The organism is Trichococcus sp., from assembly GCF_049684335.1.
Classification (GTDB): Bacteria; Bacillota; Bacilli; order Lactobacillales; family Aerococcaceae; genus Trichococcus.
This window is the reverse complement of record NZ_JBAVFV010000007.1, coordinates 1-19,482: the sequence shown is the minus strand read 5'-3', so window position 1 is coordinate 19,482 and position 19,482 is coordinate 1. Positions and strand designations below refer to the sequence as shown.

General features: G+C 48.1%; 17 protein-coding genes, 2 pseudogenes, 1 riboswitch and 1 other annotated feature. Of the genes and pseudogenes, 12 read left to right on the top strand and 7 right to left on the bottom strand.

What is annotated here, in order from left to right; translation table 11 throughout:
* The first annotated feature begins 42 nt into the window (after positions 1 to 42).
* A complete protein-coding gene (locus WBM30_RS01225; protein WP_424898989.1) occupies positions 43 to 2,823 on the top strand; it encodes a phage tail tape measure protein in 2,781 nt (926 codons plus the stop codon).
* Positions 2,824 to 2,875: 52 nt separating this feature from the next.
* On the opposite strand, the gene WBM30_RS01220 is transcribed toward WBM30_RS01225, so the two are convergent.
* Positions 2,876 to 3,025, bottom strand: a complete 150-nt coding sequence (locus tag WBM30_RS01220; RefSeq protein ID WP_424898988.1) for a hypothetical protein — start codon at positions 3,023 to 3,025, stop codon at positions 2,876 to 2,878.
* Positions 3,026 to 3,340: 315 nt separating this feature from the next.
* Here WBM30_RS01220 and WBM30_RS01215 point away from each other — a divergent pair, with 315 nt between their 5' ends.
* The 4 genes and pseudogenes from WBM30_RS01215 to WBM30_RS01200 all read left to right on the top strand — a co-directional run bounded on the left by WBM30_RS01215 (position 3,341) and on the right by WBM30_RS01200 (position 6,949).
* Positions 3,341 to 4,051, top strand: coding sequence for a hypothetical protein (locus WBM30_RS01215; protein WP_424898987.1), 711 nt, complete (start codon positions 3,341 to 3,343; stop codon positions 4,049 to 4,051).
* Between the two features lie 478 nt (positions 4,052 to 4,529).
* Entirely contained in the window at positions 4,530 to 6,464 is a 1,935-nt protein-coding gene (locus WBM30_RS01210; RefSeq protein ID WP_424899034.1) for a sigma 54-interacting transcriptional regulator, read from the top strand.
* Positions 6,458 to 6,649: pseudogene (locus WBM30_RS01205) on the top strand (family 1 glycosylhydrolase); the annotation flags it as partial. The gene WBM30_RS01210 and the pseudogene WBM30_RS01205, both read left to right, overlap by 7 nt.
* A 120-nt stretch (positions 6,650 to 6,769) precedes the next feature.
* A complete protein-coding gene (locus tag WBM30_RS01200) occupies positions 6,770 to 6,949 on the top strand; it encodes a hypothetical protein (protein ID WP_424898986.1) in 180 nt (59 codons plus the stop codon).
* A 6-nt stretch (positions 6,950 to 6,955) separates the two neighbouring features.
* On the opposite strand, the gene WBM30_RS01195 is transcribed toward WBM30_RS01200, so the two are convergent.
* Entirely contained in the window at positions 6,956 to 7,264 is a 309-nt protein-coding gene (locus WBM30_RS01195) for a hypothetical protein (protein ID WP_424898985.1), read from the bottom strand.
* Between the two features lie 158 nt (positions 7,265 to 7,422).
* On the opposite strand from WBM30_RS01195, the gene WBM30_RS01190 reads away from it, so the two are divergent.
* On the top strand, positions 7,423 to 8,100 hold the full coding sequence (locus WBM30_RS01190) for a type 1 glutamine amidotransferase (RefSeq protein WP_424898984.1): 678 nt from the start codon (positions 7,423 to 7,425) through the stop codon (positions 8,098 to 8,100).
* Between the two features lie 194 nt (positions 8,101 to 8,294).
* Here WBM30_RS01190 and WBM30_RS01185 read toward each other — a convergent pair whose 3' ends face one another.
* The 5 genes from WBM30_RS01185 to ribD are packed head-to-tail and all read right to left on the bottom strand — an operon-like array spanning position 8,295 to position 12,461.
* Positions 8,295 to 8,948 (bottom strand): HAD family hydrolase, encoded by a 654-nt coding sequence (locus WBM30_RS01185; protein ID WP_424898983.1) that lies wholly within the window; start codon positions 8,946 to 8,948, stop codon positions 8,295 to 8,297.
* A gap of 18 nt (positions 8,949 to 8,966) precedes the next feature.
* On the bottom strand, positions 8,967 to 9,428 hold the full coding sequence (gene ribE / locus WBM30_RS01180; protein WP_086942839.1) for a 6,7-dimethyl-8-ribityllumazine synthase: 462 nt from the start codon (positions 9,426 to 9,428) through the stop codon (positions 8,967 to 8,969).
* Between the two features lie 33 nt (positions 9,429 to 9,461).
* Complete coding sequence (locus WBM30_RS01175; protein WP_424898982.1) at positions 9,462 to 10,658, bottom strand: bifunctional 3,4-dihydroxy-2-butanone-4-phosphate synthase/GTP cyclohydrolase II; 1,197 nt, start codon at positions 10,656 to 10,658, stop codon at positions 9,462 to 9,464.
* Positions 10,659 to 10,680: 22 nt separating this feature from the next.
* On the bottom strand, positions 10,681 to 11,334 hold the full coding sequence (locus tag WBM30_RS01170; protein WP_424898981.1) for a riboflavin synthase: 654 nt from the start codon (positions 11,332 to 11,334) through the stop codon (positions 10,681 to 10,683).
* Between the two features lie 23 nt (positions 11,335 to 11,357).
* The gene (ribD, locus tag WBM30_RS01165; protein WP_424898980.1) at positions 11,358 to 12,461 is read right to left on the bottom strand and encodes a bifunctional diaminohydroxyphosphoribosylaminopyrimidine deaminase/5-amino-6-(5-phosphoribosylamino)uracil reductase RibD; all 1,104 of its coding nucleotides are present in this window, start codon (positions 12,459 to 12,461) and stop codon (positions 11,358 to 11,360) included.
* 200 nt (positions 12,462 to 12,661) lie between these two features.
* A riboswitch (FMN riboswitch) is annotated at positions 12,662 to 12,777 on the bottom strand.
* A 219-nt stretch (positions 12,778 to 12,996) separates the two neighbouring features.
* Here ribD and argF point away from each other — a divergent pair.
* The 6 genes and pseudogenes from argF to WBM30_RS01135 all read left to right on the top strand — a co-directional run.
* Positions 12,997 to 14,013: an ornithine carbamoyltransferase gene (gene argF / locus WBM30_RS01160; protein ID WP_424899033.1), complete on the top strand. Its 1,017-nt coding sequence runs from the start codon at positions 12,997 to 12,999 to the stop codon at positions 14,011 to 14,013.
* Positions 14,014 to 14,073: 60 nt separating this feature from the next.
* Positions 14,074 to 14,300, top strand: a binding site (T-box leader).
* A gap of 113 nt (positions 14,301 to 14,413) precedes the next feature.
* Positions 14,414 to 15,454: an N-acetyl-gamma-glutamyl-phosphate reductase gene (gene argC / locus WBM30_RS01155; protein WP_424898979.1), complete on the top strand. Its 1,041-nt coding sequence runs from the start codon at positions 14,414 to 14,416 to the stop codon at positions 15,452 to 15,454.
* A gap of 31 nt (positions 15,455 to 15,485) precedes the next feature.
* Positions 15,486 to 16,712, top strand: coding sequence for a bifunctional glutamate N-acetyltransferase/amino-acid acetyltransferase ArgJ (gene argJ, locus WBM30_RS01150; RefSeq protein ID WP_424898978.1), 1,227 nt, complete (start codon positions 15,486 to 15,488; stop codon positions 16,710 to 16,712).
* Positions 16,713 to 16,717: 5 nt separating this feature from the next.
* Positions 16,718 to 17,620 carry an acetylglutamate kinase gene (argB, locus tag WBM30_RS01145; protein ID WP_424898976.1) on the top strand — a complete coding sequence of 301 codons (903 nt, stop codon included), beginning with the start codon at positions 16,718 to 16,720 and terminating at the stop codon, positions 17,618 to 17,620.
* Complete coding sequence (locus WBM30_RS01140) at positions 17,620 to 18,813, top strand: acetylornithine transaminase (protein ID WP_424898975.1); 1,194 nt, start codon at positions 17,620 to 17,622, stop codon at positions 18,811 to 18,813. Before argB ends, WBM30_RS01140 begins: the two co-directional genes overlap by 1 nt.
* A 17-nt stretch (positions 18,814 to 18,830) precedes the next feature.
* Positions 18,831 to 19,482: pseudogene (locus WBM30_RS01135) on the top strand (carbamoyl-phosphate synthase large subunit); the annotation flags it as partial.

Genomic DNA, 19,482 nt, shown 5'->3' with positions numbered 1-19,482 from the left:
TCAGGGTGTCCTCTTTTTTTCGTCTAAAAAGGAGGAAGAAACATGGCAGAAAAAGCAAGTAACGTTGTATTGAATTTCAAAATGGATGGACAAGTACAATATGCCGAAACATTGAAGCAGATTAACCAGGTGATGAATACGGCGGCCAAAGAATACAAGAACCACATTGCCGCCATGGGGAACGATGCAAGCGCAACAGACAAATTGAGAGCCGAGAAGAAGAAGCTTGAAATCCAGATGGATGGCGCACAGAAAAGAACAAAGATGTTAAGAGCCGAATATGAAGCGATGGGAAAGGACACCAACGCGACAACGGATCAATTAACAGCAATGTATGGGAAATTGCTTGATTCCGAACGCGCGGAAACGTCACTGCAGAAATCACTGGAAAGAGTTAATGCCGGTCTATCCGATCAGGCGCAAGATGCCAGGGATGCAAAGGACCGATTGGACGGACTGAAAAGCGAAGCAAAACTATTGGATGCAGAACAAAAGAATCTTACAAGTTCTTTCAAACTGCAGACTGCAGAACTAGGGAAGAACGCAACGGAAACCGAAAAAGCGGAACTGGCCCAAAAGCAGTTTGATGCACAGATGGGATTGACAGAAAGAGCCGTGCAGAACCTGGAAAAACAACTAAACGAAACGAAAACTGCATACGGTGAAAATTCTGTAGAGGTGATGCAGCTAGAAACGAAGCTGAACGAAGCGAAAACAACGGTCAAACAGTTCAGCGATTCACTAGAAAATATTGAAAGTGGCGGTGATTCTGCAGCTGATGGCATGGAGAATTTAGGCAAGAAGATTGATGCCAATACACTGATGGAAGGTGCCGAAGCTTTACAAGCCGTGTCTGATAAATTGATTGAAATTGGAACAGCCGCGTTTGATTCCGCTTTGTCCTGGGGAGATTCTCAAACACAATTACAAGCAAATCTAGGACTGACTGCAGAAGAAGCCGAAGCCTTGAATGGTGTTGTGCAAGACGTGTTTAAAAATGGTGTTGTGGGATCCGTGGAAGAAGCAACAGAAGCGCTAATAGTTGTTAAAAGTGCTTTTGGCGATTTAAATGATACTGACCTGGAAAATCTGACAAATCAGATCACAACCATTTCAAAGCGTACCGGTACAGACGTACTGGAAAACACCAATGCTTTAGAAAAAGTCATGGAAACATACGGAATAACCGCGACAGAAGCACTTGACCTTATCGCTGATGGCTATCAGAACAATTTGAATAAATCCGGTGATTATCTGGACACATTGACGGAATACACACCACTGTTCAAAGATGCCGGATATTCTGCGGAGGAAATGTTTGCGGTCATGACAACGACAATGGAAGCCGGGGCCAGGTCAACAGATTTAGTCCAGGATGCTGTAAAGGAACTGCAAGTAAAACTAGGCGATGATACACAAGTAGAAGCCTTCAAAGAATCATTTTCAGATGCGACAGATACAGTCATTGATAAATGGAAAAATAACGAAGCAACCGTGCAGGATGTGGCCAACAGTATTGCTGAAGATATGAAAAAAATGTCACCTTCAGAACAACAAGCGGCCTTAACTGTTTTAGGTTCCCAATATGAAGACCTGGGGATTAATGCAAGCTTATCCTTGTTAGGAGTAACAGAGGGCCTAAATGATGTAGCAGGTGCAGCGGAAGCAGCTTCCACAAAGAACCCAACAGAAGAATTTCAAAGCGGTATCAGATCGTTACAAGAGCAGCTTTTACCACTGGGAGAAAAGTTAGTTGAGATTGCACAGGATGTTTTGCCGAAGGTTATTGATGCTATTAGCACTTTATCCGAATGGTTTGGCAATTTATCCGGTCCGGTTCAAACGTATATTGAAACATTCGGAGGTATCAGCGCGGTTCTTGTCGTGTTATCACCGGTTATTGCTGCAATTGTTGCCGGGTTTATGGCGTTCGGTTCAACATTGGCCATTGTAATAGGTGCCGTTATCGCTGTGACAGGAATCATTTCCGGAATAATGGCAGTTTTCCAGAACTGGGGAACTATTACAGACTGGCTTTCAGAAAAATTCAATATCTTTGCAACCTGGATCAGTGAACTGTTTGCCAACATGGGCGCAGCCATTGCCGCGAAATTCCAGGAGATTAGGGATGCAATTGTTTCTAAAGTTACTGAATTAGTGGAAAGCGCAAGTAATACCTTTACGAACTTCAGCAATTCAGTAAGCAACGTTTTTTCATCAATCAGCAGCACGGCTTCAAATATCTGGAATAACATTACATCCACTATATCAAGCGCAGTGAATGGAATCAGTAGCACTGTATCAGGTGTTTTCAACGGCATTAAAAGCACGGTTGATGGCGTATGGAACGGCATTAAATCGACTATATCGAACGCAATCAATGGAGCGAAAACCGCGGTATCTTCAGCAATCAGCGCAATTAAAAGTGTTATGAACTTCAGTTGGTCATTGCCAAAATTGAAAATGCCACACTTCAGCGTAAGCGGATCGTTTAGCCTGAACCCTCCAAGCGTTCCGAAATTGGCGATTGATTGGTATAAAAACGGTGGTATTTTCTCGGAGCCTACAATATTCCAGGCAGCAAATGGCCGGGTTAGAGGTTTCGGGGATGGTCCAGAACCGGAAGCAGCATTACCATTGAATGCAGAAACATTGGGAGCGATTGGGAAAGGTATTGCCGCAACAATGACAGGTGCAGGCGTTACCGTGGTTTCTCCGGTTTATCTGGATGGTAAAGAAATTGCAAGATCTACCACAAAGCATGTTGATAGAAACATGCAAAGCAATGCAAGAGATTTAAGTTTTGGAACCGGTAGGAAATAAGCAGCACACAAAGAAGGACCTTATCAATTGTGATAGGGTCCTTTTTTATTGATCAGCATCTATTCATAATTTGAATGATTTCCCGGCTTAACTCCTTTGAAAGAGTGACTTTTGATAAATCCGGGATGATATTACCGTTTTTATCTCGATTGATAACTTCATAATGTTTTCGTTCTTTTTTCTTTTTAGGTGAATCAGCCATGATAAAGACCCCCTTTCTTTTTATTATACTTAGTAAGGACCAGTAAAAAGAAATAAAGTGAATCCATTTTAAGGGCCTTTTTTGACGTTCTAACAAGCTTTTGCATTAAGATATATAAACACTCGAACAGGAGTTAAAAAGTTGTATCATATTCAGAATGAAAGACTGGTAACGCGAGGAACGCGAAAGAATATTAAAATAAATAAATGCGCCTGGAATTCATTGCGTATATTAAAGGTGTAAGGTTGAATCGGTCCCCCAAGGCGGTGCAGCCTTATTTTTGTTATAATCATTTAAAAAGAAAAGGGGAAACACATGACACCATTTGAAGAAGGGCTTATTAATGCAGTGGAGCAAATAGGGGCTACTGATTGGGTAGGAAACATTTTTAATGTAGTCGGTATTTTAATTGCCTCACTTTTTTCTGCTTTGATTGCGTTTAATGTTGCAAAGATTCAAGTTGAAAAGCAAAGTGAAAAAGATATTCAGAAAGAAAAACTAATGATTAGCATTAGATTGAGAGTTGAAAAATATGAAGATATATATAAGTCTATATATGAAATCGAAGATGTACTTCAAAAAATTGAAGGAGAAATAAATATAATAGATATGGGGTTAAGTTATTTTAAATTGATGATTGAAAATTCCCATCTGTTACAAGAGAAATATACAGAACTAGGATCAGCATTATCGATACTCTATTCAAAACAAACAATTTATAAAGAATTGAAAATTAATAAAAATGATCTGAATCTTATCTTTTCTAGTATTAGCACTCCGATTAGTAAAATATTTTTTAGTTGCAGAGAGATTGGAGTCCCAACTATTGATAAAACTCAGGTTGACGTTTTAAAAGGCGTGCTTCAGGTAGAAAGAGAAGTTTACAAAAAATTAAGATTAGAATTATTGCAAAAACTTGATATAGTAAAAAAACAAATCGAGGAATTTTACGAAGAGGAGGTTTTGACAAATAAAAAATCCGCCACCATTAAAGATAGCGAACCAAAGGCCCCCGGCAGTATATAAAATTGAATATGCTTTTGAATATGTAACGAATTGAATTCATGGGAATCTATGACAAGCGTTTAATGTTAAAAGCCCGATAGATTAAACAAGTGACAAGAATATACCCTATATAATGGAAGAAATAGCATACCCTCATTACCCATCAGTCTTTAAACAGAAATCCTGGGAAACATTGAAGTAATTTTCTTCAATGTTTCCCAGGATTTTTTTATTTTATAAATAATACAGGATGACAAAGATGGGCATGGTTACAATACATACCAGCGTGGTCATGATATTGATTGCGCCAGCATACTCCGCATAAAGCCTATTATATATCATCTTATCGCTGTCTACTAGTTAACTTGGAATTCATGCAACTATAACTTTTTCGGTTACTCCATCCCTAAAGTATGGTACGATTGTCATTAGAATGTAAACGCTTGCCAAGGTGGGATGATATTTGCAGAGGATTGAAAAAGTGTTTGAGGCATTGAACATGATTTACGAGGAGAAAAAGCAGGGTATAACGGCCGAGGAAATCGCCTATAGATTGAAAAGCGACAGAAGCAATATTTCGCGTGATCTGAATCAGCTACATAAAGAAAAACGCTGCTACAAAGAAAAAACAAGACCGGTGCGTTTTTTTCCGTGCACACGAAAGCTGTCCCAACAGGCTGCGGCACTAAAAAAAACGCCCAAAATCGTGGACATGGATAATTTCCTGAAGAAGAATCCCAGCCTTTTCCATCAGATTGAGCAAGGGAAGGCGGCGATCCTGTATCCAGGAGACGGCATGCATATGCTGTTGCTGGGCGAAACTGGCGTAGGCAAGTCGTTGTTTGCCGATTTGCTGCATAAATACGGCATCCAATCGGGGAAGCTGGCGGAATCTTCCCCTTTCATCCAGTTCAATTGCGCCGATTATGCCCATAATCCGCAACTTTTGATGAGCCAACTTTTTGGCCATGCAAAAGGGGCTTATACGGGTGCGGAAACAAATAAGACAGGACTTCTCGAGAAGGCGAACGGAGGCATCCTTTTTCTGGATGAAATCCATCGCTTACCGATTGAAGGCCAAGAGACGCTGTTCACCTATATCGACCGAGGGGTTTTCCGACCGCTTGGTGAAACAGAAAAGGATCATCATGCCAATGTCCTGATCATCGGCGCGACGACCGAGAAAAAGGACACACTTTTGAAGACGTTCATCCGCAGGCTGCCGATCATCATCGATCTGCCGAGCTTAAGGGAGAGGTCCGTCGAGGAACGCCATCAGCTGTTCGATGCATTCGTCCAGCAGGAAGTCGATCAGTTGGGAGTGCCGATGTATTTCAGCAAGAATGCGCTGAAAGCCTTTCTGCATTACAAATGTGAATTGAACATCGGGCAATTCAAAGCGGATATCCGGATCGCTTTCGCAAAAAGCTATGCGCGGCTCTTGGCCGTCAAAGAGGATTATTTGAAAGTCAGCAGCAAAGATCTGCCGGATTATATCCGGGCGGGTCTGCTCAGCAATGCGGACCACCGTCAGATGTGGTCGAAATACGAGGGGACGAACCGACAGGCGATCCAATATCTGCCCGCCAACGCTACCGTTACGGAAGTCAGCGTGCCGAGCGAAAGCACCATCTACCGGGAAATGAACACACGCTATCGGGAATTGGAGCAATTTTTTTGCAACAAACAAAATCTGATTGCGCTTGTGCCGGAGAACATCATCAAGGAACTTGAAAAAATCCTCCGCCACGTCACGATCAAGACCGGTAAGGTGATGAGCGATAAGGTGTTCCAGATGATGGCTATTCAAATCTACAACCTTGTGAAGCGAAGCCAACAGGATCATGTGCTGAAGAATGACATGCATGAAGCGATCATCGACAAGTATCCGGAGATGTACGGCGTCGCCAAGGAGTGCCTGATGATTTTGGAAGCGGATCTTGGTGTGGGTATTCCGGAAGAGGAAGCGAGTTATTTCATCATGTTCCTGATGCACGATGAAATGGATGCGATCGAAAGATTGGCAAAAGTGCAGGTCATCGTGATTGCGCACGGATCGGGGATTGCGTCGGCGCTTTGCGACACGGCGAACCAACTCCTGAACCTCGAGGGGGCCATCGGAATCAATGCGCGCTTGGATGAGGAGCCCCAGCAAGTATTCGAAAGGCTGGTCCGTTACATCAAAAACCATCAGATCACCGATGATATCCTGCTGCTAGTGGACATGGGCAGTCTGACGACTTTTGCGGGGGAATTGGAGAAACTATTCCCTCTGAAGGTCGAGTCCATCCCCTTGGTGAGCACGATGCACGTCCTCGAGGCCAGCAGAAAAGCGATGATCGGCTGCAGTCTGCGTGAAGTCTACGTCGAAACCCTGAAGGTGAACGACTATATGAGCATCTATCAGGACAGGAAAGCAGTGGAGCAGGTGTAAATCTGATGGGCTACATGCCCTGGAGCTGCATCGATCTGATCAGCGCCAGCGAAATATCCAAACGCTACGGCTTCATCTATGTCGATCAGGATGATGAAGGAAAAGGCAGTCTGGAAAGCAGCAAAAAAGATTCGTTCCACTGGTACAAAAAAGTCATCGCTTCAAACGGAGCCGATTTGGACTGAATGTCCGAACAGTCCTTGAACGACTAATCTGTTTGTCGTAACTAGGATAAAAATAAAAAAATATCCCGAAATATTCGGGCAGATATTGTATGATGGTAAAAAAGCAGGGGAGGAATCGTGATGGTTGAACTGGATCGGTTGGTCAAACTGCTCGTGGAGAAGATGCTGCGTTCGTCCAAAAAAACGGAACCAAGCGGGAGTGGGCCCGATGAGGGGAAACCAGCAGAGCATAAACCCCAAGAGCGTGTTTTGGAGGAAACTGCTAAAGATGAAACGGATGAAAAAATGCCTGAAGGGTGATTCCCTTCAGACATATTGGAGCAGTTCGTCATAATAAAGCTTGGTGATCAATTCCCGGTCTGCTGTAGTGGGTTTGTCGATGTAGATGACGTATTCGGCATCCCAGGTATAGGCGGATGTGCCTTCCAGGAACGGGTTTTCTACGGGTGTTTCGGTTTCCAGTTCGGCGATGAGGACGGCGATGTAGTCTTCGCTTTCGGTTTCGTCATGGAAGTCGAAGTCATCGCTTGTTTCGATGTAGAGTTTGTAGGATTTGTTCGGGTGCTCAGCTTTGAATTTTTTGATGATCGCAATTTCTTTGTCCAGGTTTCTCATGGTGCTTGCTCCCTTCGGAAATGGCTTTGGATCAAGTGTTTTCTATAGGTCTATCATAACATTCTCCACCTGCATCTGCACTCAATAACCCGGCGATGGGTAACGGTTGCGGGCTCATATATTATGCTGGGAACAATCAATTTTAAGGAGGGATCAGCATGGAAATCGCAATTTTGCAGCACGTGGATTTTGAAGGGCCAGCGGAAATCGAGAATTGGTGCCGACAGACCGGGAACGAATACAGGATATACCGCCTATTCTTGGGGGAGGCTGTGCCGAAAGTGGAAGAAACGGATTCCCTTGTGATATTGGGAGGTCCTATGAGCGTCCTGGATGACTTGCCTTGGATGGAGGAGGAGCGGCAGCTTATCCGGGCACTCATCAGTCAGGGCAAGCCAATGTTCGGTGTTTGTCTGGGTGGGCAGCAGATTGCTAAAGCTTTGGGAGCCGACATTTTTCAGGGGGAATACCGGGAAGCGGGCTGGCTGCCGATCCAAACGATGGGCTCGACAATTGTCGGTGCTCTACCTGAGGAACTGGTCGTTTTCCATTGGCATGGCGAGCAATTCGGCTTGCCAGCAGGAGCGGAGCGCCTGTTCGCAAGCGATGTCTGTCCGAATCAAGGTTTTGTCTATAATGAAAATGTGATTGGTCTGCAATTCCATTTCGAATCTACACAGGAAAGCATCGAAAATATCCTCCAGAACGATGCGGCCTTCTTGGACGGAAGCACTTATACGCAGACAGAAGCGGAAATACGGAGTTATTCGATACCTGCGAGCAACAGGGAGCTGCTTTATCGCTTATTGGACCGGTTGAATCGGAATTTCCGGTGAAAGTGTGCTTCGTCGGTTATTCGTCATGTGCCTCCGTGCGAACAGTCAAGGACTCTCTTTTGTGTCGGCTGATAAGCAGTCGTAGTTTTACAAACAGCCGACGAATCCTTTTTATGTAGGCTGTTCCACGTTTATGCATCTAATATCCGGAAGCGCAGAAAGAGGCTGGGATTTTTCCCAGCCTCTTTCTATTGTTACAGCAACTCATTCAATTCGCGGATATCGTCTATCAGTGCATCTGCCGAGTCCAGTTCTCCGGGAAAGCCGAATCCGTAGCGGCAACCCACTGTGCGGACGGGATGATGCTCGGCGACCTCGATGTCCTGGAAACGGTCGCCCACGATTAGGTAATAGCCAGGAAAAACAGCTCGGATCGATTCGAAGATTTCATATTTGGGGATGAAGCTGAAATCTTCCGTGCAGTACATGCCATCGAAGTAGCGTTCCAAGCCGAAGCTTTCCCGGTGCGCTTCCATGTAGGCCCGGCTGCAGTTGCTCAAAAATACCAAGCGGTAGCCTTTCTCCTTCAATGCCTGCAAGGTTTCCAGAGCGCCTTCGTAAAGGACTGCCTGCCCGGTTTGGGCTTTTTCCAGCAGGATCTGGCCGATCATTTTTGAGGCCTTCGATCGGACTTCCTCATCCAAGTCGGGCATGAAATTTTCCCACATCGCTTTGCTGCTGTAGCCCAGCCACTTCGTGATTTCCGCATCTGCCCAATCCTTTGGAACAGCGTGGCAGGTGTCGACAAGGTAAGCATAGGCTTGTTTGAAAGCGTGGATGTAATTCCGGGTGCTGTCATGGAGGGTGCCGTCGTAGTCAAGTATGATGGTGCGGACTCCTTTGAACATTAGTTTTCCCATGAATTTTTATAAATTTTTAAGCAGGTTGGCCATTTCGATAGCGGATACGGCACAATCATAGCCTTTGTTGCCCGCTTTCGTGCCAGCGCGCTCGATGGCTTGTTCGATCGTATCAGTCGTCAGTACGCCGAAGATGACCGGCACGCCTGTACTCATGGAAGCTGTTGCTACGCCTTTGGAAACTTCGGAACAGACGTAATCGAAATGCGCCGTTGCGCCCTTGATGACGGCTCCCAAAGTGATGACGGCATCATATTTTCCGGAAGCTGCCATTTTTTGTGCTACCAATGGGATTTCGTATGCACCGGGAACCCATGCCAAATCGATGGCATCTTCAGCCACGCCATGGCGCTTCAAACCGTCCAAGGCGCCGCCCACTAATTTCGAGCCGATGAATTCATTGAATCTTGCCACCACGATAGCGATTTTTAAATCCTGTGCAATTAATTGTCCTTCGATGATGTTCATTTTGTTTTCCTCCTGTTTGGTTGTATTATTTTTTTATAAATCCAAGTAGTGTCCCATCTTTTGTTTCTTTGTTTCCATGTAGCGTTGTGTTTCGTCGAAGATTTCCAGCTGGATCGGAATCCGTTCAGTTATCTTCAGACCGTGATTTTTCAATCCCTCTATCTTAAGCGGGTTGTTCGTCAGCAGCCGGATTTCCTTGACGCCCAAATCCTGCAGCATCTCATCAGCCATGTAGTATTCGCGCAGGTCGCTGGGGAATCCCAGCATCAGGTTGGCGTCAACTGTATCGTAGCCTTGGTCCTGCAGTGCATAAGCGTGGATTTTGTTGACAAGGCCGATGCCGCGTCCTTCTTGGCGCAAGTAGACCAAGATCCCGCGGCCTTCCTCGGCAATCTGCTTCATGGCAGCGTCCAATTGTTGGCCGCAGTCGCAGCGTTTCGACCCGAATACGTCACCGGTCAAGCATTCGGAATGGACGCGCACCAGAACGGGTTCTTCAGTTGTGACATCGCCCATGACCAAGGCAACGTGGTGCTCGTCCTCGTCGATGGTGCTCACGTAAGTGTAAATGTCGAATTTACCGTATTTGGTGGGCAATTTGGCTTTGCCTTCGCGTTTGTAGAGCTGTTCGTTCTCCTTACGGTAGGCGATCAGGTCGGCGATTGTGCCGATCTTCAGGTCATGCTCTTTGGCGAAAGTGATCAGTTCGGCTGTGCGCATCATCGTGCCGTCATCGGCCATGATTTCGCAGCAGAGCCCTGCCGGCTTCAGCCCGGCCAAACGCGCCAAGTCGACGGTGGCTTCGGTGTGGCCGTTGCGCGCGAGTACGCCGTTGTCCACAGCTTTCAGCGGGAAGATGTGGCCCGGTCTGCGGAAATCTTCGGGCTGGGCGTTATCCTCCACTGCCTTCATGACGGTCAAAGAGCGTTCGAAGGCTGAGATGCCGGTTGTCGTTTCGACATGGTCGATGGCGACGGTGAAGGCTGTCCCGTGATTATCGGTGTTGCGGTCCACCATCGGGGTCAGCACCAATTTTTCGGTGAGTGTCCGATCCATCGGCATGCAGATCAGGCCTTTCGCGTAGATGGCCATGAAATTGATGTTTTCCGGCGTCGCGAATTCCGCTGCGCAGATCAGATCGCCTTCATTTTCGCGATCCTCATCATCGACCAGCACAATGATTTTGCCGGCTCTGATGTCCGCGATGATTTCTTCAGATGTATTGAACATGTATGTTTCCCTCCTCTTAATTTCAGAAGAAGCCGTTCTCTTTCAAGAAAGCTTCAGATAGGTTGCTTTGTTTCGTTTGTATCTGCGGGCTCAGGCCCAGCAGCTTTTCCACGTATTTGCCGATGATGTCGCACTCTAGATTGACCGTGTCGCCCAAATTCTTCTCAAGCAGGATCGTTTCTGCTCCGGTATGGGGAATGATGGATACCTGGAACGATTGGTTATCGACGGTCGCGACCGTCAGGCTGACGCCGTCGATGGCGATCGAGCCTTTTTCTATGATGTAGCGGAGCAGGTCCGGGCCGGCTGAGATAGTGATCCAGACCGCATTATCGTCCTTGCGGTATTCCTTGATCGATCCGGTGCCGTCGATATGGCCGCTTACGATGTGCCCGCCCAGTCGGGTGTCGAGCTGCAATGCCCGTTCCAGATTGACGCGGCCGCCCATCTGAAGGGCGCCAAGGTTTGAGCGCTTCAGCGTTTCCGGCATGACATCCGCATCGAAGGCGTCCTTATGCAGCTTTGTGACCGTCAGGCAGATGCCGTTGGTGGAAATGCTGTCGCCGATTTTTGTCCCGACCAGCACTTTTTTTCCGCCGACTGTCACGACGGAAGATTTTTGGCCATGGCGGATACCTTTTAAGGTGCCGACTTCTTCGATGATTCCAGTAAACATGAATTTCCTCCCACTTTCCTCTATTATTCGTTCTTGGAAATGTAGCCTTCCAAGAGAATGTCTTCCCCGACGGTGCTGGCCTTCAGCTCGATTACGTTGAAAGCCTGGCTCAGCTTTTCGATGCCAGCTCCGCCGACTGGGGTTTTTGCCGTTTCTCCTCCGATCAGTTTCGGGGCGATGTAGACCTGCAGCTTATCGACGATGCCTGCCTGCAATGCGGAAAAGTTCAAAGTCGCGCCGCCTTCCAGGAGGATGCTGTCGATGCCGCGCTCTCCGAGAGCTCCCATAAGCGCCTTCAGGTCGGTCCGGCCGTCCTTGGCGGGTACGGTCAAAATTTCGATGCCGGCTTCTTCGAGCAGGGCTGCCTTATTGCGGTCCGCTCGATCTGTCGTCGCGACAAGAGTCTTGGCCGTGCCCTGATCCTGGAGCACTTTTGCTTCCAACGGGATGCGCAAGGTGCTGTCGACGATGATCCGCACCGGATTTTTCCCTCCCGGAATGCGGGAGGTCAGCTGCGGATTGTCGATGATGACGGTCTGGACACCGACCATGATTCCGGTGAGCGCGCTGCGCAGTTGATGCACGCGTTCCCTTGCGGCAGGACCAGTGATCCATTGCGATTCGCCGGTCCGGGTCGCGATTTTTCCGTCCAGGGACATCGCTGCTTTCATGACGACGAAGGGCTCTTTTTTTACTATGTATTTCATGAATATTTCATTCAAACGGCTGCTTTCTTCAGCCAGGACGCCGGTCACCACTTCGATGCCGGCAGCCTGCAATTTCTTGACTCCACGCCCGGAAACCAACGGATTGGGGTCCAAAGCTGCGATGACGACCCGCCCGATTTTCTTTTCGATGATTTTGTCGGAGCAGGGCGGCGTTTTGCCGTAATGGGAGCAAGGCTCCAGGGTCACGTAGATGGTTGCGCCCGCCACATCTTCTGTTGCCGAGCGGAACGCGTTCACTTCAGCATGGCCTTCCCCGATTTTTTCGTGGTAACCGGACCCGATGATGCGTCCGTCCTTGACGATGATGGCGCCGACCATCGGATTTGGTGCGACGGATCCGCGGCCTTTCTCTGCAAGTTCCAGAGCCATTTGCATAAAGTGTGTATCCTTATCTTGCATCTTTGCGTGCCTCCCTTTTCCAAAATAAAGAGCCCTGAACATTTCTGCTTCAGGGCTCGACAAAGGAAGGCCAGCTAAATAAAGCCAAAAATCCCTGGGCATAGACTACACCCAGGGATTGACATTCTGATTCATGAACGGATGGCGCACAGGCGTTTTTTGCATGGCAAATAAACGTATGGGGCCATTCAATAAATGATTTCTGTCTTCTTTCATCCAGACTCTGACTGTCGGCTTCGGAATCTAACCGAATCTGCTTTAAAGGCTCGTGGGCTTTACCACCGGTAGGGATTTTCACCCGTCCCTGAAGACTATTCAATTAAGTTGTCTCTAGGATAATCCCAATCCGTAGTATTGTCAAATAAAAGTTTCGAAAATAAGTGTTCAGCCAGAGCCGACTTGCCGGATTGTTAAAATATAGTTTGTAATTCATTAGAATTGGGTATAAAATGAGTCCAATAATAGTTGCATCACGACTCGAAAATGATCGTTCGCAAGAACGATAGTGAGAATAAAATTAAAAGGGGATGGCAGAATTTTGGAACAAGTATTTCAAGGAAGAAGCTTATTGGCGGAAAAAGATTTCACTCGGGAAGAATTGGAGTATCTGATTGATTTTTCGGCGCATCTGAAGGATCTGAAGAAACGAAATATTCCGCACCGTTATCTGGAAGGCAAAAACATCTGCCTTTTGTTCGAAAAAGCATCCACCCGTACCAGAGCCGCTTTTACAGTGGCTGCCATCGATCTTGGGGCGCATCCTGAATATCTAGGGAAAAATGATATTCAATTGGGCAAAAAAGAATCCGTTGAAGACACCGCTAAAGTGCTAGGCAGCATGTTCGACGGCATCGAATTCCGCGGCTTCAGCCAAAAAACTGTCGAAGATTTAGCGAAATATGCCGGTGTACCGGTGTGGAACGGCTTGACCGATGAATGGCATCCGACGCAAATGATCGCCGATTTCCTGACGGTCAAAGAGCATTTCGGCAAGCTGGCCGGACTTAAGCTGGTCTATGTCGGGGATGGACGCAACAATGTCGCCAACAGTCTGTTGGTTACCGGCGCTATTCTTGGTGTTGACGTTACAATTTGCGCGCCGGAATCGCTGTTCCCGACTGAGGAATTGGTTGAGATGGCACAGAAATTCGCTGAAAAGAGCGGCAGCAAAATCGAAATCACAGCTGATGTAGCCAAAGGCGTAAAAGCGGCTGATGTCCTTTATACCGATGTTTGGGTATCGATGGGCGAAGAAGATAAATTTGCGGAACGTATCGACTTGTTGACGCCTTATCAAATCAATATGGAGATGATAGAGAAAACCGGCAATGACGATGTGATCATGTTGCACTGCCTTCCGGCTTTCCATGATACTAAAACGCAATATGGACAGGAAATCGCGGAAACATTTGGCATGCGCGAGATGGAAGTGACTGACGCCGCCTTCCGCAGCAAGCATGGTCTTCAGTTTGAACAGGCTGAAAATCGCATGCATTCCATCAAGGCAATCATGGCTGCGACCTTAGGAAATTTATTTATTCCAAAAGTTTGATTGACAAAGTGAAAAACAGATGATAAATTTAATGCAAATGTCAAACAACATCTAACACAAACAAAAACTTTGACAAGAAGAGTAATCCATTTGCACAGTGAAGCGAACCTTGGAGGGTGAAAGCAAGGTCAACCGCGATGGATGAAAAGGAACTTTGAGTTGATAAACTGAATGTGATCCATAAAGTTTAATCCGGTTGCCCCGTTATCGCAAAAGTAGCAATACTTGAGTCCGGCCTGCGCGCATGCTGGAAAATAAGGGTGGCACCACGAACTTTCGTCCCTATACTGAATCTATTTGATTTGGTATAGGCACGGAAGTTTTTTTTGTATATATGCAAGTCTTTGTAAAACGGGCTTGGCCTGCTTTTGCAACAAATAAAAAAAGGGGGATGGGAAGTATGATTCATGTCAGTATCATTGGAGCAACAGGTTACACGGGGGTGGAATTAGTCCGATTATTGGGATTGCGCGAGGATGTGGTCTTGGATCATCTGACCTCCCGCACGTATGCGGGTCAAAAGATCCAGCATCTTTTTCCGCACCTATTGGGTAATGTCGATCACACTTGCGAAGAATTGGATCTGGAACAAGTGACGACGGACAGCGATGTTATTTTTGTGGCATTGCCGCATGGACACGCGTTGCCGATAGCCAAGAAAGCCAAAGAAAAAGGCAAAAAAGTCATCGATCTGGGGGCCGATTTCCGGTTGAAGGATGCAGCGGTTTACGAAGAATGGTACAAAGTCCCGCACACAGAGCCGGAACTTTTGGAAGAAGCTGTATACGGTCTGCCTGAATGGGACCGTGATGCTATCAAGGATGCCGCAGTCATTGCGAACCCGGGTTGCTTCGTGACGAGCATCCTCTTGGGCTTGATGCCGTTGATGAAAAAAGGTTGGGTCGTGCCGAACAGCATCGTCTGCGATTCCAAATCCGGCACTTCCGGAGCGGGCCGCGCCGGCAACGTAGCGAACCTCTTCACAGAGGTGGAAAGCAGCTTCAAAGCCTATGGGGTAGCGCATCACCGTCATACACCGGAAATCGAGCAGCTGTTGACGCAGATGGCCGGCACGGACACGATGATCCAGTTCACGCCGCATCTTGTGCCGATGAGCCGAGGCATCCTCAGCACCATCTATGCGACGGTCACCGGGGGACATACAGCCGCCGAAATCCACGCCCTATTTGAGGAAACTTATGCAGACGAACCATTTGTGCAGATCCTGCCTGCGGGCATGTGGCCGATGACGAAATCGGTAAAAGGTACAAATAACTGCCAATTGGGTGTCACCTACGATGAACGAACTGGCCGGGTCATCATCGTGTCGGTCATCGACAACTTGATGAAGGGTGCTGCCGGCCAAGCAGTGCAGAACATGAACCTGATGTTCGGGCTTGCCGAAACGACAGGGTTACAGATGATTGGACTTTTCCCGTAATAACGGAAGACTGAAGGAGGAGACGGAAGAAATGATAAAGAAATTACATAAAAGCGGTGTGACTGCTGCTGCAGGTGTGCAAGCCGCAGGTATCCACGCTGGATTCAAGAAACGCAAAAAAGACATGGCGCTGCTGTATTTCCCTGATGGGGCGACAGTTGCGGGCGTCTTTACCAAAAATAAAGTCAAAGCGGCTCCGGTCCAGTACGATCAACAAGCCATGCAGCAACATGACCGCTTCAAGGCAATCTTGATCAACAGCGGCAACGCGAACGCCTGTACAGGCAAACAAGGAAAAGCCGATGTGGAAGAGACCGTGAAGCTCCTTTCTGCAGAACTGAACATCCAACCGGAAGAAGTGTTGGTGTCTTCGACAGGCGTCATCGGGATGTTCATGAACATGGAGACAATGAAAAAAGGGGTCAAGGCGATCGCGCCGGAAGTTTCCGAATTTGGCGGCGCTGCAGCCAGTAAGGCGATTATGACGACGGATACCGTTCCGAAAGAAGTCAGCTTCACCTTTGAAGTCGCCGGTAAGACGGCTACCATCGGCGGAATGGTCAAAGGATCCGGAATGATCCATCCGAACCTTGGCACTATGCTGGGCTACATCACAACCGATGTCGCAATCAGCCAAACGGCCTTGCATGCGATGTTACTGAAAGCCGCGGATGCGACCTTCAACCACGCGACTATCGATGGGGACACGAGCACGAACGATTCCGTCTTTGTCGCCGCTACCGGCAAACTCGATAATCCGCTGATTGTTTCTGCTGAAGATGCCGGCTATGCCGAAGTTGAAGCGGCTGTCCTGTCCATCTGCTCCGAATTGGCGCAGCTTTTGGTCAAGGACGGCGAAGGGGCGACAAAATTTGTCGAGGTGCTGGTTTCCGGAGCGAAGACAATGGCTGATGCGGTTTCAATCGGAAAATCGGTCGCGACTTCCAGTCTCGTGAAGACGGCGATGTTCGGCGAGGATGCCAACTGGGGTCGTGTCATCACAGCTGCCGGGTATGCGGAAACGGAATACTTCGATGCCGACGTGATCGACATTGCGTTCTCAAGCAAGAACGGCGAAATCAAGCTTTGCGAAGCGGGGATGGGTGTCGTCTTTGATGAAGAACTTGCGAAAAAAATACTGGGAGCAGATGAAATCAACATTTTGATCGACCTGCATCTGGGCACAGAAGCCGCCAGCACATGGACTTGCGACTTCTCTTACGACTACGTGAAAATCAATGCGGATTACAGGAGCTGAGCGGGATGAAGATGAACAAGAGCAATTGTGAAAAAGCCGAAATGCTTGTCGAAGTACTGCCTTACGTCAACCGGTTCCGCGATAAGATCATCGTCATCAAATACGGCGGCAATGCCATGATAAATGAAGAACTGAAAAAAGCCGTCATGCAGGATTTGTTATTGATGAAATCGGTGGGGATGCACCCTATCCTTGTCCATGGCGGCGGGCCGGCCATCAATGATATGCTGAAAAAACTGAAGGTTGAGAGCCACTTTGAACAGGGGCTGCGTGTGACCGACAAAGAGACGATGGAAATCGTCGAAATGGTGTTGGCGGGCAAAGTCAATAAGGATATTGTCGGAACCCTGAACCAGCTCGGCGGCAAAGGCATCGGCTTATCAGGGAAAGACGGCAATCTGATTCAAGCGCGAAAAAAATATCTGGAAAAGAACGGCGAAAAAATCGACATCGGCTATGTGGGCGAAGTGGAAGCAGTTAATAAGGAAATGCTGGAGTCCCTCATCTACAGCGGCTATATCCCAATCATTTCCTCCATCGGGATGGGGAAAGACGGTATGAGCTACAACATCAACGCCGATTATGTAGCCGGCGCTATTGCAAAGGCCGTTCAGGCAAACAAATTCATCCTGCTGACCGACGTGGAAGGGATTTTCCGCGATTACCATGATAAGGATTCCCTCATCTCGCGGATCACGCTTGATGAGATTGAAGCATTGGAAGCGGATGGCGTCATCTCAGGCGGGATGGTGCCGAAGGTTGACTGCTGCATCGACGCGTTGCGCGGCGGTGTGGATGGAGCGCACATCATCGATGGCCGTTTGCGCCACTCGATTTTGTTGGAAGTCTTTTTTGACGAAGGGATCGGCACGATGATCGATCGTGAGAAGGAAGGGGTATTGGAATAATGAATGAAGAGATAAAGGCAAAAGGGCAAGCCTACTTGATGAATACCTTCAACCGCGGAGCCATCTGCATGGTCGAAGGGCAAGGCAGCTACCTGAAGGATGCGGACGGCAAGCAATATTTGGATTTCCTGGCAGGCATTGCCGTGAACGCATTAGGACATAATCATCCGAAAGTGACGGCTGCGATAGCGGAACAGGCGGCTAAACTGGTCCACTGTTCAAACTTTTATTGGATCGAGCCGCAAGTGCAGTTGGCGGAAAAACTGATCACGAATTCCGTCCTGGATAAGGTCTTTTTCGGAAACAGCGGAGCGGAAGCCAATGAAGGGGCCATCAAATTGGCGCGCAAATACGGACGCGAAGTCCACGGCGAAGGCTGCTACGAGATCATCACAGCGGATAATTCCTTCCACGGCCGCACGATGGCGACGCTGACGGCGACCGGCCAAAAACAATTCCATAAAGATTACGATCCGTTCCTGGAAGGTTTCCACTACGTTCCCTTCAATGACTTTGAGGCTTTGGCTGCCAAAGTTACGGAAAAGACATGCGCAATCCTTTTGGAGCCGATCCAAGGCGAAGGCGGCGTCTACGTGGGCAATCAAGCCTACCTGGAGCAAGTGCGCGCACTCTGCGACGAAAAGGATATCCTGTTGATCTTTGATGAAGTCCAAACAGGGATGGGCCGCACGGGCAAGCTGTTCGCTTACGAAGGCTATGGTGTGGAACCGGATGTGATGACTTTGGCGAAAGCTTTGGGCAATGGCGTTCCGATAGGCGCGCTGCTGGCGAAGGATGCTGTCGCTTCCCATTTCAAACCGGGCGACCATGGTTCGACTTTCGGCGGAAATCCGCTGGTCTGTGCGGCAGCTTTCGCAACTATGCAAGCGATCGAAGACGAGAATATCCTGTCGAACGTAAACGAAATGGGCGGCTATTTCGAAGAGAAATTAGTCGCATTCAAGGAGAAATATGACTTCATCCTCGACGTCCGCGGCAAAGGCTTGCTGCTCGGGATGGAACTGGCGATGAAGGGAGCCGACATCGTAGCGAAGTGCTTTGAAAAAGGGGTCATCATCAACTGCACGCACGATACAGTATTGCGCTTCCTGCCGCCGCTGAACGTCACGCGCGCTGAAATCGACAAGGCTGTAGCAGTGATGGATGAGGTTTTTCAAACAATTGAAGTATAAAGAAAGGATGGCAAAGCATGCCTAAACGAACAGACATCAAGTCGATCCTAGTGATCGGATCGGGACCTATCATCATCGGCCAAGCCGCAGAATTTGACTATGCTGGAACGCAAGCATGCTTAGCCTTAAGGGAAGAAGGATACAAAGTCATCCTGGTCAACTCCAATCCTGCCACGATCATGACGGACGTCGAAATCGCCGATAAAGTCTACATGGAACCACTGACATTGGAGTTCATCGCGAACATCATCCGCAAAGAGCGCCCGGATGCCCTCTTGCCGACATTGGGCGGCCAGACCGGCCTGAACATGGCGGTGGAATTGGATGAAGCCGGCATATTGGAGGAGTACAAGGTCGAGCTGCTCGGCACGAAACTGACTTCTATCCAACAGGCCGAAGACCGCGATTTGTTCCGCCAATTGATGGCGGAATTGAATCAGCCGGTTCCGGAGAGCGACATCATCCACACTGTGGATGAAGCGCTTCGCTTCGCAGCCGAAATCGGCTATCCGCTGATCGTCCGTCCTGCCTTCACAATGGGCGGCACTGGCGGCGGTATCTGTCACAATGAAGCTGACCTGCGCGAAATCGTAGCCAACGGCTTGCGCTACTCACCCGTGACGCAATGTCTGTTGGAAAAATCGATCGCCGGCTTCAAGGAAATCGAAT